Annotated in this window: 13 protein-coding genes; 6 read left to right on the forward strand and 7 right to left on the reverse strand. The window is 52.2% G+C overall.

Annotated elements, in window-relative coordinates:
- The first annotated feature begins 21 nt into the window (after positions 1-21).
- Positions 22-2,025 (forward strand): response regulator, encoded by a 2,004-nt coding sequence (locus DFER_RS16460; protein WP_015812781.1) that lies wholly within the window; start codon positions 22-24, stop codon positions 2,023-2,025.
- A 315-nt stretch (positions 2,026-2,340) separates the two neighbouring features.
- Positions 2,341-2,550, forward strand: a complete 210-nt coding sequence (locus tag DFER_RS16465; RefSeq protein ID WP_015812783.1) for a hypothetical protein — start codon at positions 2,341-2,343, stop codon at positions 2,548-2,550.
- A 196-nt stretch (positions 2,551-2,746) separates the two neighbouring features.
- Here the strand turns inward: DFER_RS16465 and DFER_RS16470 are convergent, their stop codons facing one another.
- The 5 genes from DFER_RS16470 to DFER_RS16490 all read right to left on the reverse strand — a co-directional run bounded on the left by DFER_RS16470 (position 2,747) and on the right by DFER_RS16490 (position 8,962).
- Positions 2,747-3,970 (reverse strand): IS110 family RNA-guided transposase, encoded by a 1,224-nt coding sequence (locus tag DFER_RS16470; RefSeq protein WP_015810681.1) that lies wholly within the window; start codon positions 3,968-3,970, stop codon positions 2,747-2,749.
- Between the two features lie 189 nt (positions 3,971-4,159).
- Entirely contained in the window at positions 4,160-4,312 is a 153-nt protein-coding gene (locus DFER_RS30170; protein ID WP_187293388.1) for a hypothetical protein, read from the reverse strand.
- Positions 4,313-4,622: 310 nt separating this feature from the next.
- Positions 4,623-5,783 carry an ATP-binding protein gene (locus DFER_RS16480; RefSeq protein ID WP_015812785.1) on the reverse strand — a complete coding sequence of 387 codons (1,161 nt, stop codon included), beginning with the start codon at positions 5,781-5,783 and terminating at the stop codon, positions 4,623-4,625.
- A gap of 85 nt (positions 5,784-5,868) precedes the next feature.
- A complete protein-coding gene (gene pdeM, locus DFER_RS16485; protein WP_015812786.1) occupies positions 5,869-6,510 on the reverse strand; it encodes a ligase-associated DNA damage response endonuclease PdeM in 642 nt (213 codons plus the stop codon).
- Positions 6,500-8,962 (reverse strand): ligase-associated DNA damage response DEXH box helicase, encoded by a 2,463-nt coding sequence (locus DFER_RS16490; protein WP_041736489.1) that lies wholly within the window; start codon positions 8,960-8,962, stop codon positions 6,500-6,502. Before DFER_RS16490 ends, pdeM begins: the two co-directional genes overlap by 11 nt.
- Positions 8,963-9,119: 157 nt before the next feature.
- Here DFER_RS16490 and DFER_RS16495 point away from each other — a divergent pair, with 157 nt between their 5' ends.
- On the forward strand, positions 9,120-10,160 hold the full coding sequence (locus tag DFER_RS16495; RefSeq protein ID WP_015812788.1) for an acyltransferase family protein: 1,041 nt from the start codon (positions 9,120-9,122) through the stop codon (positions 10,158-10,160).
- On the opposite strand, the gene DFER_RS16500 is transcribed toward DFER_RS16495, so the two are convergent.
- Positions 10,153-11,751 (reverse strand): ATP-dependent DNA ligase, encoded by a 1,599-nt coding sequence (locus DFER_RS16500; protein ID WP_015812789.1) that lies wholly within the window; start codon positions 11,749-11,751, stop codon positions 10,153-10,155. The genes DFER_RS16495 and DFER_RS16500 overlap by 8 nt on opposite strands.
- On the reverse strand, positions 11,748-12,857 hold the full coding sequence (locus tag DFER_RS16505; protein ID WP_041735226.1) for a ligase-associated DNA damage response exonuclease: 1,110 nt from the start codon (positions 12,855-12,857) through the stop codon (positions 11,748-11,750). The genes DFER_RS16500 and DFER_RS16505 overlap by 4 nt, the downstream gene beginning before the upstream one ends.
- A 139-nt stretch (positions 12,858-12,996) precedes the next feature.
- Here DFER_RS16505 and DFER_RS16510 point away from each other — a divergent pair, with 139 nt between their 5' ends.
- Genes DFER_RS16510 through DFER_RS16520 form a run of 3 tightly spaced genes read left to right on the forward strand, consistent with a single transcriptional unit; the run spans position 12,997 to position 16,255 of the window.
- Positions 12,997-14,166 (forward strand): ABC transporter substrate-binding protein, encoded by a 1,170-nt coding sequence (locus tag DFER_RS16510; protein WP_015812791.1) that lies wholly within the window; start codon positions 12,997-12,999, stop codon positions 14,164-14,166.
- Positions 14,163-15,215, forward strand: a complete 1,053-nt coding sequence (locus DFER_RS16515) for an iron chelate uptake ABC transporter family permease subunit (protein WP_143828751.1) — start codon at positions 14,163-14,165, stop codon at positions 15,213-15,215. The genes DFER_RS16510 and DFER_RS16515 overlap by 4 nt, the downstream gene beginning before the upstream one ends.
- Positions 15,212-16,255, forward strand: coding sequence for an ABC transporter ATP-binding protein (locus tag DFER_RS16520; RefSeq protein ID WP_015812793.1), 1,044 nt, complete (start codon positions 15,212-15,214; stop codon positions 16,253-16,255). The genes DFER_RS16515 and DFER_RS16520 overlap by 4 nt, the downstream gene beginning before the upstream one ends.
- Positions 16,256-16,311 lie beyond the last annotated feature (56 nt).

The raw sequence follows: 16,311 nt of genomic DNA on the forward strand, positions 1-16,311 counted from the left end.
TCACCACTATATCTGAACATTATGCCCCCTCTTTCCATTCTGCTTGTTGAAGACGACGACATCGACGCTATCAAACTGAGCCGTGCAATCAGCAGGGCGCAAGTTGAAATAGGGGAGATCCGAGTATGCAAATATGCCGAAGAAGCGCTCCGGATGCTGGAAACGTGGACGCCTGGCTGCATTTTTCTGGACTACCAGCTGCCTAAAACCAACGGTTTGGAACTGCTCAAAACCGTGAAACTCCGCGCGCCCCACCTGCCCGTGATCGTGCTAACCTCGCATGGCGACGAGCGCATTGCCGTCGAGATGATGAAAGCCGGGGCGCTGGATTACTTTCCAAAATCGGAAGTGAACCCCGAAAAACTCACGAAGGCCTTCCACACCATGAGCCAGATGCTCGAAATGGAAAAAGGCCGGGAAGTAGCGGAGCACGAATTGGCTGAGAAAGAGGAATTTATTAATAAAATCGCGCTCCTTTCGCCCAATATCATTTATGTGATTGATATTGAAAAATGGACCAATATTTTCCACAACAAGCAAATCTGGAAAATACTCGGCTACTCGGAACACGAGGTAGAAACCGACACCCGCAAGGGCCTTGCGCGGATTATCAACGAGCGCGACCAGCATACTTTCCGCGCGCATTACAACCACATGCGCTACAGTGTGAAAGATGCGGAAGTGGTTGAAAAGGAATTCAGGTTGAAACACAAAAACGGCTCGGAAATCTGGATTATCACCCGTGAAGTGCCTTTCAAAAGGAACGCGCGCGGGCGTGTGCAGGAAGTGCTGGGCACGGCCATCGACATTACGGCCCGCAAAATCGCCGAAAAGGAGCTCATTCAGGCGAAAAAAGATGCCGAAGAGGCTACCCGCATCAAATCCGACTTCCTATCGACGATGAGCCACGAGATCCGGACGCCGATGAATGCGATCATCGGATTCACCGACCTGCTCCTATCGAGCGGGTTTACCGGACAGGAGCAGCAGTATTTGAACACCATTAAATATTCCGCTGATAATCTGCTGGTTATCCTGAACGACATCCTCGATTTTTCGAAGATCGAAGCGGGAAAATTCGGTCTGGAAAACTTCGAATTCGACCTGCGCGAGAAGTTGGGATACCTCATGAAAACGTTCGAAATCCGTGCGAAGGAGAAGTCGATCCAATTCACTTTCCAATGCAGCACCGACGTTCCGCAGATCGTCATGGGCGACCCTTACCGGCTGAACCAAATCATGGTCAACCTGATCGGCAACGCCATCAAATTCACCGAAGAAGGCGGTTCTGTGGAAGTATCCGTGCACCTCGATAAAGATCACGGCGACAGCATCGACCTGAAAATCGACGTGTCCGATTCAGGAATCGGCATTTCGGAAGACAAGCTGAGCGTGATTTTCGACAGCTTTTCCCAAGCGCACAACAACAATGCCGTCCGCAACTTCGGCGGCACGGGGCTGGGGCTAAGCATAACCCGCAAGATCACCGAGCTCATGAATGGCTCCATTTCGGCCCGCAGCACGCTGGGCAAGGGAAGCACATTCACGGTGGTCCTCAATTTCGGCAAGGGAAGCACGTCCTATGAAGAAGAAAAAACCAATGCGCCGACGAAACTGTCTTTAAAAGGCTATCGCATTCTGGCCGCCGAGGACATTTTCGCGAACCAGATCCTGCTGAAACACCTGCTGGAAAAATGGGAAGCCGAGTTTGTGATTTGCAACAACGGAAAAGAGGTGCTGCACATGCTCGAAACGGAAGATTACGACCTGATCCTGATGGACATCCAAATGCCGGTCATGGACGGCGTAACGGCCATGAAGAAGATCCAAAGCTCCTATCCGCGCCATCACCACGTCCCGGTAATCGCGCTCACCGCCGATACCTTCGCGGAAAAAACACCCGAAATCGCCGCCTGCAATTTCAGCGGGTTTGTGACGAAACCGTTTAAAGCGGAAGAGCTGATCAGGGCAATTAATAAGCATCTGAAAGTAAAGGTCCCGCCGAATCATGCGGTGATTGGGTAATGGGGGTGGGCTTGGAAAATTGCCGTATATTTGCGGTACATTTAACTATACACCACCATTATGAAAGCTTAGCCTCGATCAGTTCCAGCTAGCTGATTACTCCCATTATTTTCCTGAATGGAAGCGATTCCAGGAAAAAATCGGGCGACCGGGATCCAGCTACAAAATGGACATCAACGATTTTTTCGAAAATTACATTGATGAAAAAGGTCTTTTCAACGATAGTGAAGAAGATTTGGAAAATGTATTTGTCCTAACTTCGGAAAAAAACACGCCTACTGCTTTGTAGGAAACTCGAATAATGATTATATTTGAATGAAGAAGTTTGATTCAATTCCGGAAGCGTTTGACTGGTGGATAAAGAATGTATACCCATCACTTCCGCCTGACATTAAGAAGGGAAAGCCGGTAGTTGCTTGGAGAGATTATACCTACAAACAGGGGATTTCCGAAAAGCGAATGCGTGACATCCTGCTCGAATTCGGAAATTTCAGAATTGAGACTTTGATAGTTTACGAGCCGTGATTGCGGCTTTTTTTTCTGAAAGTCTTTTCTAAACCCGTATAGACAAAGTAATCCGATGATCACAGATCGATGTAAGCGCTTTTCCTCTTAGAGAAAAATTTTTTCTACGTGCTCTATGGCAACAGCTGTGGGTGCTTAGCGTCTGTTATCAGTTTTGTTTACGGGGTATAGTCCACCAAAAAAAGCCTCGACCTTTCTATTGGGACGCTAATATTTTCAACTTCCTTACGCGGTTTTCTAACCGTTGGATTTCAGCTTTCCTTCTTTCGATCAGGATTTCTGGTCTCAGGGCTGGTTCCTTGTAAGGTAATTTATCCCGGAGGATATGGTATGATGCTGTGAGTATGTGGTGGGCAATCGCCATTGCCGCTTTCTTCTTTCCCCGTCTTTGGGTGAGCTTGTGGTACTTGAATGACAGGTAGGTATTCATCGTATGGCTTGCCGCCCAGGCTGCTTCGATCAATGTTGTTTTCAAATAGGTGTTGCCATGGGTGGTCCTTGCCGATCTTACTTTTCCTGCACTCTCGTTGTTGCCTGGGCATACCCCTGCCCAAGAAGCCAGGTGCTTGTCTGAGATAAACTGGGACATGTCCAGACCGATCTCGGAAACGATACCAATAGCTGATTGCCTGGATACGCCTGGGATGGTTTGCAGTAGTGCGAGCTCGGCCTGCTTACCGGCCAGGCAAAGTTCAATCTGCTGGTCAAGTTGTTCGATGAGCTTTTCCAGGGCGCCCATTGTCTGTGTGAGCAACTTTAACATAAAGCGGTGACGCTCACAGAACCGGCCGTAAAGCGCCTGTTGTAAAACCTGCTTTTTATTTACCAGCGAACCTTTGGCCTGGTTTGAGAGAACCACGGGGTCAGTAATTCCTTCCATAAGCAGATCTACGATCCCCTGTCCGGTTTTGGAAAACACATCGCTAACCACGCTGCCGAGCTTGATGTTGGCATCTTCCAGAATATTCTGTAACCGATTTTTCTCCCGGCTACGCTCATTGACAAGCTTCTTACGGTGGCGTAGCAATGTCCTTATCTCCCGCACCCATCCTTCCGGGACAAAGCTGTGCCGAAGAAGTCCGCTCAACAGCAGCTTGGCGATCCATTCGGAGTCCTTTTTATCAGTTTTGTGGCCGGGAACGTTCTTGATATGACGGGCATTAACCAAAATGATCTCAAAGCGGCCTTCCAAAACATAATACACAGGCCGCCAGTAAACGCCCGTACTCTCCATAGCGATGTGGGTAATCTGATGGCCTTCAAGCCAATGCGACAAATCTTCCAGGTCTCTGGTGAAGGTGGCGAAGGTCCGGGTTTCTTCCTGGATTCCCGTCCCTTTGATTGAAGCAACTACTGTATCTTTGTGTACATCCAGGCCACAACCTCGGGCTATGAGCTGGGGGAATTCTACTACTGCCATGTCGTTTGATAGATTGGTCTCTAATTAAAACGACTTTCATGCGCGTGGGTGAATTCCCCCAATTCATAATTGTTTTGTTTAAGCAACATTTGTAGAGTTTCCTACAAAAACAAAACATTCACGAACTATGACCACACTACACACCACTTCACCACACAAGCCCTATTAGAAGAACACGAAATCATCCAGTCATTCTTCCAAACCGACAGCGCCAGCGAGATTATCAATTCGCTGACTTTCATAACCGAAAGCCTCCTCTGCATGGAAAACATGGAGAATGTGAGCGGTGAAATGCGAATGCATATTGTAAATCAGCTGCGTGTTGCGAATCTGATTTCCCAACTAGGCGAGAATTATCGATTTGATGGTCGGTAATGGTAACGGTTGATGCATGTAGGAGGCTCCGTTCGGAGCCAAGCACATTGGTGCCTTTTGGATTGCTATAAACAGGGTGTTCCCCCGGAACAGTGCTACCCTACGTGGTTGTGATTCATTCGATTTTGAAACCACGGGATTTAACAGACGAGGCCTACACTGCAAAACGATTGTCGAAATGCATAATTCCGGCGGAATGCCTGTTTATAGCATCCCGATATCCTGCCCGTTCGCGGCTCCGAAGGAGCCTCCTAACTAATGCGGAATACCGGCACACTCAAACATTCCGTCGCAGCAACTCAAACCAATTCAGAACGTTGATCCCATTCGAGCGCTCCTCCGTCTGGTTACCGGCGTAGGCAATGTAGCCGGTTTGGGCCCCGCTCAGTTTGTTCCAGTAAGTCATATTGCTGAAAAATTCGTTATTCACGGTCTTGCCGGCTTTGATTTCAACGGGGATCAACGACAACCCATTATCAACAATAATATCCACCTCATGGCCGGTTTTGTCCCGCCAATAATAGAGATTTACGAGTTTACCCGCGTTCGTGCGCTGTTTGACGAGCTCGGTAACCACGAGCGATTCGAAGAGCGCACCTCGCAAAGGGTGAAGCGCAACCTGTCCCGCATTGGAAATACCCAATAGAGAACAGACAAGCCCGGTATCATAAAAATACACTTTGGGCCGCTTGACGAGGGTTTTGTTGAAGTTTTTATAATGCGGCCGCAGCAGATAGATAATAAAACTGCTTTCGAGAATGCCAATCCACGACTGCACGGTTTTCGTGTCCACGCCGGTGTCGACGGCCAGCGACGTAAGGTTAAGCTCCTGCCCATTCCGACCGGCCAGCAATCTGACGAACCTTTCGAAGACAATGAGATCGGTAATATTTTTGATTTGCCGTACGTCGCGGTCAATGTAGGTGCGCAGGTAATTCGGAAACCAGTCGGCAGGCGGGATACCGGGCTCGTAAATTGGCGGATAAAGCCCGTTGAATATCAGCTCGTTTTCGTCCGGCACATTGCCCAGCTCTGCAAATAGCTCTTCCGTGCTGAACGGCAACAGATTTAGAATGGCAACACGTCCGGCGAGGGTTTGTGAAATATTTTGCTGCAATAAAAAGTTGTTGGAGCCGGTCAGGATGAAGCGGCCTGGTTCGGGCGATTCGTCCAGGATTTCCTGTAAGTAGGAAAAAAGCTCGGGCGCTCGCTGCACTTCGTCGAAAACCGCGCCGGATTGGTACCTCGAAAGGAACCCGCGCGGATCTTCCAATGCAAACCGGCGAACATCCGGATTTTCAAGTGACAGGTAAGTTTTATCAGGAAAAAGCGACTTTGCCAGCGTCGTTTTCCCCGATTGGCGCGGACCCGTAATGGCTACGGATTTGAAAACCGATGCCAGCTGGTCGATTTTTGAAGCTGCATTTCGTGCTATCATACACCAAAAATAAGCAAATCTGGAAAAATATGGAATCTGATTCCAGATTTTTCCAGATTTAACATAACTCCTTAACTATCAAATCTTAACAAACAGAAAATACCCGAGTCTCCGTAGTAATATAAATCTTCCGATCATCCGCGAGCCCCATTTGATACCCTCCCGTGAACACGCCGAAGCTCGGCAGGATAGCCTGGTGCTTGTCAATCACGAAGCAGGGCAGCCGCACGCTTTGCCGGCCCCGCCCGTAGGAAGTGAAAACGGGATGCACGTGGCCCGCGAAAACGAATTTTGATGGGTCGAATTCTACTCTCGGGTGGTGGGTGAAAATAAATATATCTTCTTCATAATCATTTACATAAACCTCCAAATCACATTCAAGGAGCAGGCTCATGGGCAGTATGTCGTGGTTGCCCATGACGATGATCATGTCGATGTAATGGTGCTCGGCGCGCCATTCGCGGAAGGTTTCCCATTCCGAATTGTATTGGTTATGAAAAAGGTCGCCGAGGAAAATGATGCGTGTGGCGCCTGTTTGCTGCACGATTTGATTGAGCCGCTCGAAATTGTTGGCCGCGGCATTGTTCGGGATGGCGATGCCCTCCTTTCTGAAATGCGTCACTTTGCCCAAATGCAGGTCCCCGATCAGTAATGTTTGCGTTTCTTCCCAAAAAATCGCCCGCTGCGTCAATAATAAAAAATGGTTGCCTCTGATCTCAATCTGCATTACTGTACTGTTTGATCATTCTCTGGATCCTGTCATCCAGTTTTTCCGAAGTTAATTGCTCCCGAAGCCGGTCCACCATGATCGGAAATGAAAATGGCGTGGGCCTGTCGGTGTGTTGTATCACTATTTTCTGATGCTCGATCCGGGCGAGCGCGTCGCGCATGCGCACTTCTTCGAGCTGGTAGGTCAAAACCTCCTGGTATGCCTGCTTGATGAGCAAGTTGTTGTCCTCATATTTGCTCATCACAGTAAATAACAGCGAGCTGGATGCCTGCAATTGCCTGGTTTTGACGTATTTCCCCGGATACCCCTGGAACATCAGCCCCGCTATCGCGGCGATCTCGCGGAATTTTCGCTTGGCCATTTCCGTCGCATTTACGCTCTGGTAAATGTCGTCCACGAGGTGTTTGGTCGAAAAAAGATCGGTTTCGCCGAGGATTTCACCTATATCAACAAACTGATCACTCAACAGTTCAAATCCGTAGTCGTTCATCGCCACCGAGAACGTGATCGGTCGCAGCTGACTGATGCGGTAGGCGAGCAGAATCGACATTCCCTCGTGCACGAGCCGGCCTTCGAACGGAAATATAAATATATGATATCCCTCGCGGGTTTCGCATTGTTCGATCAGGAGTTGGTTGGTTTTGGGGATAACCGAGCGCTTGGCCTGCAATTCGAGCAACGGCTGCATTTTGGCCAGTTCCAGTTCTTTATGCGGATTTTCAATGGCGTCGGCCAGGCGCTCGCGGATGAATGCCGACAGTTGCGAGGAAAGCGGCATACGCCCGCCGGCCCAGCGCACGAGGAAGCCCTTTTTGCCATCGGCTTTTTTGACGGTCACGGTCATTTCATGGATTCGTACAAATTCTACGCTCATGCCCGCGAAGAAGAACACATCGCCCGTTTTCATCCAGGTTACAAACGATTCCTCCACCGCACCCAGATATTTGCCGCTTTGGAGCTTCACTTTGAGCGAAACCTCCGAAACAATCGTCCCCATACTGAGCAAATGCCGGTGTGCAATGCGGCGGCTCGTCACCACGTAGCGGCCATTCACGCGCTCTACCTTCTTGTATTCGTCATAAACAGTGAGTGAAGAACTGCCGGTCGTGATGTAGCCCAAAAGCCATTCCCATTCCTCCCGGTTAAGGTATTGATACCCATAAGCACTGCGTACTTCTTCAAAAAGCTCCGCCTCATCAAACCCTTCTCCGACGGCAAGCGTGATCATCCATTGAGCCAGCACGTCGAATGCGTGAGCAACCGGCGGACGGTCCTCGATCATGTTTTTGAGCACGCCTTCCCGCAGCGACACCGCTTCGATCAGTTCCAGGGCATTGGTCGGACAAAAAAAGATCTTGCTATCCACGCCCGGCCGGTGTCCGCTCCGCCCGGCACGCTGCACAAACCGCGCGATGCTTTTGGGGCTTCCCACCTGGATCACCGTGTCCACGGGGCGAAAATCGACTCCCAAATCGAGGCTGGCGGTGCAAATGACGAGCTTTAATCGTTCGTCGTGCAATGCCTCCTCCACCCAATCGCGGATCTCCCGGTCGAGCGAGGCGTGGTGCAGTGCCATTATCCCGGCGAACTCCGGGTATTTTTCGATGATTGTCCGGTACCAGATCTCCGTGCCCGATCGCGTATTGGTAAAAAGCAGCGTCGTGCGGCTCTGGTTCACGATCTCCACCACCTTATCCACCAGCCTGATGCCCATATACCCCGACCACGGTAATGTTTCCACCCGTTCGGGTATAATGCTTTCTACCAATATCTTTTTCTCGGTATTGGCCCGGATCGTCACTGCGTTTTCCTGCGGAAACTGCATGCCCAGCAGCACCTGCCGCGCTTCTTCAAGGTTGCCGATGGTTGCGGAAATGCCCCACGTCTGAAGGTCGGGGTTGATCGTGCGGAGGCGGGCCAGTGCGAGCTCGGTTTGCGTGCCGCGCTTGCTGCCCATGAGCTCATGCCATTCGTCCACCACCACCGTATGCAGGTTTTTGAAAAATTCGGAGGCATTCTTCTGGGTGAAGAGCATATGCAGGCTCTCGGGCGTGATAATGAGGGCATCGGGCATTTGCTTTTTTTGCTCGTTGCGCTCGCGTGTGCCCGTATCGCCCGTACGGATGCCCACACGCCACGTAAGGTTCATTTCCAGCGCAGCCATCTCCATATTGCGGAACAAATCCTTTGAAAGCGCGCGTAGCGGCGTTATCCAAAGGACTTGCAGGCCCTTTTTGGTCTTCAACGGCTTCTTGGGTAATGAATTGATATGCCGGATCAGGATCGGCAGCCAGAGCGAGTAGGTCTTGCCGCTGCCCGTAGGAGCGTTCACCAATCCGCTTTTCCCCGCTAGGTAAGCCGCCGCGGCCTCCTTCTGAAAAGCGGCCCACTTCCACTTTTTATCTTTAAACCATTGCTCAACAATGCTATGTCCGCGGGATTTGGTCAAAATGTTCAAGGATGTTTTTCAGTAAAATACAAAGAATATCAAATTCCATTCCATATCTGCCGGAATAGGCGAAATAGCCATCACTTAAAAATATTGACTAATTTCGCGGTGGACTGCCAAACCGGCAATGCGGTTATAGCACACTTACTTTTCCATCATGCTTAACAGTATCCAGATTCTGCGGGCAATCGCCGCACTTTTTGTAGTATTCGCACACTTTGAATATATCAAGCCAACGATCGGCGGATTCGGTGTTGATATATTCTTCATCATCAGCGGATTTATCATGGCGTACATCGTCGACAAAAGCACGGCGTCATTTCTCTACCGCCGCATCATCCGGATCGTACCGCTTTACTATTCCATGACATTGCTGACGACCGGTCTCTATCTGGCCAAACCTACATGGTTTCGGAACGTCATTATCACCCCTGAGGCCATTGTAAAATCGCTGCTGTTCATCCCCTACCGCATCAAAGGAAGCGGCCCCATTCTGTCGCTGGGCTGGACACTGAATTACGAAATGTTCTTCTACCTCGCTATCGCCATTTTTGTAACCATCTTTAAAGGAAAGAAAGGCATGATAGCCTGTTTGACAGGCCTGTCGGCATTTGTGTTGATTTCCACTCTGTTCCCCTCCGACAACCACATGCTGCGCTTTTGGGGCGGAACGATCGTTCTTGAATTTGTAGCGGGCGGCATCTTGTTTTATTTGTGGAAAAGCAAACTGCTTTTCCTGTCCAAGCCGGCGAAAACCGCGGGGATCGTCTTAGGGTTTCTAAGTCTCCTTTTTTTGATGTACGCCGACTACACAACAGATCCTTATTCCATCCGTTTCCTGCTGTTCGGAATCCCGTCATTTTTCCTGGCGGCCGGCTTTTTATTGCTGGAAGGCCGCGTTGACAGCACTAATAAAGTTCACTCCAAGATGATACTCCTGGGTGATTCCAGTTATGCTATGTATCTGGTACATCCATTCGTGATATATGGTTTTTTGCGACTGATATTCGTGCGCCTCAGTCCCGAAGGGGAGATCTACGAACTGATCGGCCTGATACTTTCGATGATCGCGGTTTGCCTGGTAAGCATTGCAATTCACAAATGGTTTGAGAAGCCTGTTATCGCGCTGCTGAAATCATTTCTGGACAAGCGCTTTGATCCAAAAAAAGCCAAACTGAACGAAAAGGCGGTCATTTGAACCCTTCCAGAATCGCCCTGAGTGATTGAAGGCTATCCGCCTCCGCCGCCTTCTTATCCTTCCTCCATCTCAAAATCCGCGGAAAGCGTACGGCTATTCCCGATTTGTGGCGGGAGGATTCGTTGATGCCTTCAAAGCCAATTTCAAAAACCAGTTCCGGCTTTACCGTCCGGACAGGGCCGAATTTTTCGAGGACGTTGCGCTTGATGAAGTAATCCACCTGACCGATTTCGGCGTCGGTGAGGCCGGAGTAGGCTTTCGCGAATGGAACCAGCTTGCCGTCGTCGCCCCAGACCGCGAAGGTGTAATCCGTGAAGAGCTCGGCACGGCGACCGGAGCCTTTTTGGGCGTAAATGAGCACGGCGTCCACGCTCAGCGGATCGATTTTCCACTTCCACCAGTCGCCTTTTTTCCTGCCAACCTGGTAAATGCCCGCTTTTCGCTTGATCATAAATCCTTCCGCGATATTCTCGCGCGATTGCGGATGCAGCTCCCGCAGCTGCTGCCAGTCCGTGAAATCGATCAGCGGCGACAGGTTGAAATGGTTTTGCGGCGGCACATTGGCGTGGATCGCTTCCAGCTGCGCGCGGCGCTGCTCCTGTGTGAGGCCACGAATGTCCACGCCGTTTGCTTCAAGAATATCATAGGCCAAAAACGCCACCGGCGCTTCTTCAAGCACTTTTTTAGAGAGATTTTTCCTTCCAATGCGCGTTTGCAGCACATTGAAAGGCATCGGCCGGCCATTCATGTAAGTCACGATCTCGCCGTCGAGCACAGTGCCTTCGGGCAGAACGTCGCTGAGAAAATGCAGTTCGGGGAATTTCTCAGTGGATAGCTCTTCGCCCCTCGTCCAGATGAACAGCTCCTGATTCCGGTAGATCACCTGCGACCGGATTCCGTCCCATTTCCATTCGGCAAACCAATCGATTGCCTCGCCGAGGTCCGCCACGTCGCCTTCGATCGGATAGGCGAGAAAAAACGGGTAGGGCCGCGATGCATTGTCGTTTTCGCCTTTGTCGAGAATGAGCTGCTCGAAAGTGGTTTCCAGCGGGTCCCATTGGCCCATTACGCGGTGCGCAATCACGTTGGAATCCGTTTCAGTCGCTTCCGCGAGCGCACGCACGACGAGCGTCTGCGATACGCCAATGCGGAAACTGCCCATGAGCAGCTTGTTGAAAACAAATGTCTCGTGCTGCGAAAGCTGCATCCAGGCCTGCATAATGTGGTCGCGCTTCTCTTCGTCGCTCATGCCGGGCAGCATACCGAGATATCGGAACCATTCCGAGAGCGATTTGTCCGAACCTCCCAGGCTGGTCCGCGGCAAAAGGAGCGAAATGGTCTCGCCCAAATCCCCCACACTCTGGTAGCTTTCCTGAAAAAGCCACATCGGCACGCCGGCTTCCGCTGCCGCCCATCCCTTCACCTGCGTACGATTGACCTTGAACGACGGCCTGCGGCCGGTAAACAATGTGAGCGCCCACAGCTTATCCTCGTCCGACGCCGTCAGGAAGTAGTTTTTCAGCAGTTCGACCTTCGCATTGGTTTTATTCGTGCGGTCGAGGTTCATGAAGAGTTCGGCAAACTGTTTCATGGCTCAAAATCGTTATGTTCCGCATGTTTTTCGCCTTCCAGCTGCTGCTTATGCTCCTCGTAAGCCTCCTTGCCGGCGCTGGCGTCCTGCACGGTTTCCTCTTCTTCATTTTCATCCTCATTGCCGTACATCGTAGTCACTTCGGCCGCTTCAATGCCGTTTTCGTTGAGCCAGCGGGAGTAAATGCTCGTATAACCGTGGGTAACATATACTTTTTCGGCACCGGTTTCTTTTACGGCCCGGTTCAGGTCGGGCCAGTCGACGTGGTCGCTCAGCACAAAGCCCTGGTCCACTGCGCGGCGATTTTTGGCACCCCGCAAAGCCATCCAGCCCGAGCAGTAGCCCACTGAATACGGTGCAAATTTCTTGATCCACGTCGTACCGTCGGCCGACGGCGGGGCCAGTACCAATGCGCCACGGAACAATTTTCGGTCGGTTTCTTTGGTAACCAGCGTGAGTTCGGGCAGATCGAAACCTGCCTCCCGAAGCCTTTCGTTTACGGTGTAAATGGCGCCGTGCGCATACAGCACGTCGTCCTGCAACTGAATGTTCTTCAAAATACGCTGCATTTTACCCAGCGAATAGCCCATCAGCACGCTGGTTTTGCCGTCGGCACGGTTTTGCGCCCACCAGTCGTCGATTTCCGACATGACCTGCTGCTGCGGCTGCCATTTATATATAGGTAGTCCAAACGTGGATTCGGTAATGAACACATTGCATTTGACTGGTTCAAAGGGCGTAGCGAAATGATCGTCTTCGAGCTTGTAGTCGCCGCTCGCCACCCACACTTCGCCCTGGTACTCAACCCGCACCTGCGCCGAGCCGATGATATGCCCTGCCGGATGCAAAGAAAACTTCGCGCCGTTGATCATGAATTTCTCGCCGTACTGCACGGTTTGCAGGTTAATGTCCTGCCCGAGCCGCAGCCGCAGGATCGGCTCGCTGTCCTGGTGCGCCAGGTAATGCCGGCTGCCCCAGCGCGCGTGATCGCTGTGTGCGTGTGTGATGATCGCCCGGCCAACCGGAATCCACGGGTCGATGTGGACGTCGGCAACGGCACAGTATATGCTTTTTCCCGTGAACTGTAAGAGTGGCTGTTTTGGCATAGTCGGTAAATTATCAAAAGTATGCCAGATCGCCACCCGCATTTGCGCCGCGTCCCACGCCGAATTTCGGGCACAAGGGTCGAAGCACTTAATAAATCAGTAATTTTGAACGGGCGAATCATTCACTCAACACAAAAACATGCTTAGAATCATCAGTCTGCTCTTTCTTGCGGGCCTGCTTGTGCAGGGCTGTGCGCCGTCCGGAGAGGGCCAGCAAGAGCAGTCAGCTGCCGCCGATACGTCCACACAGTTTGTAACGACGGACATCCATCACGCCCGCGGTTTCACGATCCGCTATTTCCGCGATTTCAAGCTGGTGAGTATCATCAATCCATTCGGTGCGAATGGCGACACGATTCAGTATATCCTGCAAAAAGCGGGTGCAGCTGTTCCCAAAAGCTACCCGAAAGCGCAGCGGATCACGATTCCCGTAAAAAGCCTGGCGGCAATGTCGTCCATGCACATCGGCCTGCTTCACTTTCTCGACGCCGAAGATGTTTTGACGGGCCTCGGAAGCCTCCAATATGTGTTTTCACCTTATGTAATCGACAGGATTAAGGGCGGAAAGGTAGTCGGAGTGGGCCGCGACCAGGGTTTGAATGACGAAAAAGTGGTTGAAATGCAGCCCGATGTGGTCATGACCGTCGGCAATCCGGGCGGAAAAATGGACCATTACAAGGTGCTCCGGGAAGCCGGCATTCCTGTGCTTATCAACTCCGAATGGGTGGAGCAAACACCCCTGGCCCGTGCCGAATGGGTGAAGCTCATGGCCGCGTTGCTGGATAAAGAACAGCTGGTGAACGAAAAATTTGCGAAAGTTGAATCAGAATATCAGCGACTTACAGCCCTGGCGGCCAACGCTGCCAAAAAGCCCACCGTTTTATCAGGCCTGAACACCAAAGATGCCTGGTTCGTACCCAGCGGCAACAGCTATATGGCGCGCTTTTTCGCCGACGCCGGTGCCGACTATCCCTGGCAAACTACCCAGTCGACAGGCAGTTTGCCGCTGCATTTCGAAGCCGTTTACCCAAAGGCATTAACGGCCGACTACTGGCTGAACGTCGGCTTCGATCCCGCCGACAGCCGGAAGAGCATTCTGGCGCAAGACTCGCGCTATGCCGATTTTAATGCATTTAAAAACAGGCAGATGTACAGCTACAACAACCGCGTGAATGCACTGGGCTCCAATGACTTTTTTGAATCGGGCAGCGTTAACCCGCATATTGTGCTAGCCGACTTGATCCACATTTTCCATCCCGGGCTACAACCGGGTTACCAGCTTTACTACTACAAACGACTTCCCGAATGACGCACGCCGGTGATAGCAGAAGGTGGATGTTTGGCTTGCTGGGTGTGCTGGCGGTCGCGCTGTTCTGCCTGGACATTATGCTGGGTTCGGTAGCCATTCCGTTCAAGGAAGTGTTCCGCATTGTCACCACGGGCGAGTCCGAAAACCGTGCATGGCTTTTTATTATTGAAAAAATCAGATTGCCGAAAGCGCTTACCGCTGTGCTGGCTGGCTGCGGCCTTTCCGTGAGTGGCTTGCAAATGCAAACGCTCTTCCGTAACCCGCTGGCCGGGCCGTCGGAGCTGGGCATTACCGCCGGGGCCGGGCTGGGTGTTGCGGCCGTGATGCTCGCAGGCGGAAGCAGTGCGAGCATGTATGCGATCAGCCAACTGGGCATTTCGGGGAGCTGGCTTATTATCGGCATGGCCTCGCTGGGCTCGGGGCTGGTGCTGTCGCTCATTCTGCTCATTGCAGGCAGGGTCCGCGACAATGTGATCCTGCTCATCGTAGGCGTCATGATCGGCACCATTACCCTATCTATTATCAGTATTTGGCAATATTTCAGTCAGCCGGAACAATTGCAGGAGTACATTATGTGGACGTTCGGCTCGCTGGGCGGTGTTACGGGCTATCATTTATACGTGCTGTCGGGTGTAGTAACGGCGGGCTTGATGCTCGCATTTGCTTCTTCCAAATCCCTTAATGCATTGCTTTTAGGTGAAAACTATGCGCGAAGCATGGGGCTCACCGTCGGGCGGACCAGGCTTGTGATCATGCTTAGCACGAGCCTGCTCACGGGCAGCATTACCGCCTTTTGCGGTCCTATCGGCTTTGTGGGCATCGCCATTCCGCATATTGCCCGGCCGCTTTTCAAAACGTCCAACCATCGGGTGCTCATTCCGGCTACCTGTCTGGCGGGGACGGTGCTGCTGCTGCTTTGTGATATCATTGCACAGCTCCCCGGTTCTCAAACCGTCATTCCGATTAATGTGGTGACCTCCCTGCTGGGTGCGCCGGTGGTCATCTGGATCATTATTCGCCGCAATAATATACGCTCCGCATTTTCATGAAAGAGCCGGCCATTATACTCGAAGCGCATGATCTGGCAATCGGCTACCGGTCGGCGGGCAACGTACGGACCGTGGCGAAGGGCCTTCACCTGCAACTTCGGACGGGCATGCTAGTGTGCCTGCTCGGCTCCAACGGGGCGGGCAAATCCACGCTGATGCGCACATTGAGCGGCTTGCAACCGGCACTCGACGGCCAGGTCGTGATCGGCAACCGCGCACTCGCCTCATTGAAACCGACGGAACTGGCCCGGCAGCTAAGCCTGGTCCTCACCGACCGCACCGACACCGGCAATCTTACCGCGCGGGAAGTGGTGGCGCTCGGCCGCACGCCTTACACCGGCTGGCTGGGTTCGCTCACAGCCGTCGACCATGCAAAAATCGACCTCAGCATTGCGCAAACGGGCATTGCCCCCCTGCTCGACCGCCCTTTGCACCAGCTTAGCGACGGCGAAAAGCAAAAGGTAATGCTCGCGCGCGCGCTCGCGCAGGACACCGCGCTGATCATGCTCGACGAACCCACAGCGCATCTCGATCTGCCCAACCGGGTCGAAATGATGCGCCTGCTGCACATGCTTGCCCGCGACACGCGCAAGGCCATCCTGCTGAGCACCCACGAGCTGGACCTGGCCCTGCAAACCGCCGACGAGCTGTGGCTCATGCACCCCGACGGCCGCATTCTGGCCGGGCTCCCGGAAGACCTCGTGCTGAATGGCGCATTTGAAGCGACCTTCGCGCAAAGCGGCTTTCCATTCGACCGCTCTACGGGCACATTCGTCATTCACCAACCGGCAGACGAGCCGCAGATCTACCTCGAAGGCGCCGAACGGCCGCTATTTTGGGCAAAACGTGCATTGCAGCGTGAAGGAATGGGCATCGGGCGGTACCGCGATGCCCCCTGCCGCGTGACGGTTACAGAATCGGACAGCGGCTTCGAGGCTGAAATAAACTTCGGGACAGCGGCCTTCAAAGTCACTTCCGTTCAGGAACTTATTGAAAGGTTGCGGCTCATTTTCCCTTCCCCGGCAAATGCTGCGCCGTGAGTTAATGTGGTTCTTTGCAGCGAAATAGTTAGTTTGCGCCCGATATTGCCTCACAG

Source organism: Dyadobacter fermentans DSM 18053 (assembly GCF_000023125.1).
Lineage (GTDB): Bacteria > Bacteroidota > Bacteroidia > Cytophagales > Spirosomataceae > Dyadobacter > Dyadobacter fermentans.

What these genes read in the sequence shown, in the direction of transcription:
- DFER_RS16505 (WP_041735226.1), bottom strand. Translation starts at nt 12,857, where the DNA reads ATGCCAAAACAGCCACTCTTACAGTTCACGGGAAAAAGCATATACTGT.
- pdeM (WP_015812786.1), bottom strand. Translation starts at nt 6,510, where the DNA reads ATGCAGATTGAGATCAGAGGCAACCATTTTTTATTATTGACGCAGCGG.
- DFER_RS16460 (WP_015812781.1), top strand. Translation starts at nt 22, where the DNA reads ATGCCCCCTCTTTCCATTCTGCTTGTTGAAGACGACGACATCGACGCT.
- DFER_RS16520 (WP_015812793.1), top strand. Translation starts at nt 15,212, where the DNA reads ATGAAAGAGCCGGCCATTATACTCGAAGCGCATGATCTGGCAATCGGC.
- DFER_RS16515 (WP_143828751.1), top strand. Translation starts at nt 14,163, where the DNA reads ATGACGCACGCCGGTGATAGCAGAAGGTGGATGTTTGGCTTGCTGGGT.
- DFER_RS16500 (WP_015812789.1), bottom strand. Translation starts at nt 11,751, where the DNA reads ATGAAACAGTTTGCCGAACTCTTCATGAACCTCGACCGCACGAATAAA.
- DFER_RS16465 (WP_015812783.1), top strand. Translation starts at nt 2,341, where the DNA reads ATGAAGAAGTTTGATTCAATTCCGGAAGCGTTTGACTGGTGGATAAAG.
- DFER_RS16495 (WP_015812788.1), top strand. Translation starts at nt 9,120, where the DNA reads ATGCTTAACAGTATCCAGATTCTGCGGGCAATCGCCGCACTTTTTGTA.
- DFER_RS16480 (WP_015812785.1), bottom strand. Translation starts at nt 5,783, where the DNA reads ATGATAGCACGAAATGCAGCTTCAAAAATCGACCAGCTGGCATCGGTT.
- DFER_RS16470 (WP_015810681.1), bottom strand. Translation starts at nt 3,970, where the DNA reads ATGGCAGTAGTAGAATTCCCCCAGCTCATAGCCCGAGGTTGTGGCCTG.
- DFER_RS16510 (WP_015812791.1), top strand. Translation starts at nt 12,997, where the DNA reads ATGCTTAGAATCATCAGTCTGCTCTTTCTTGCGGGCCTGCTTGTGCAG.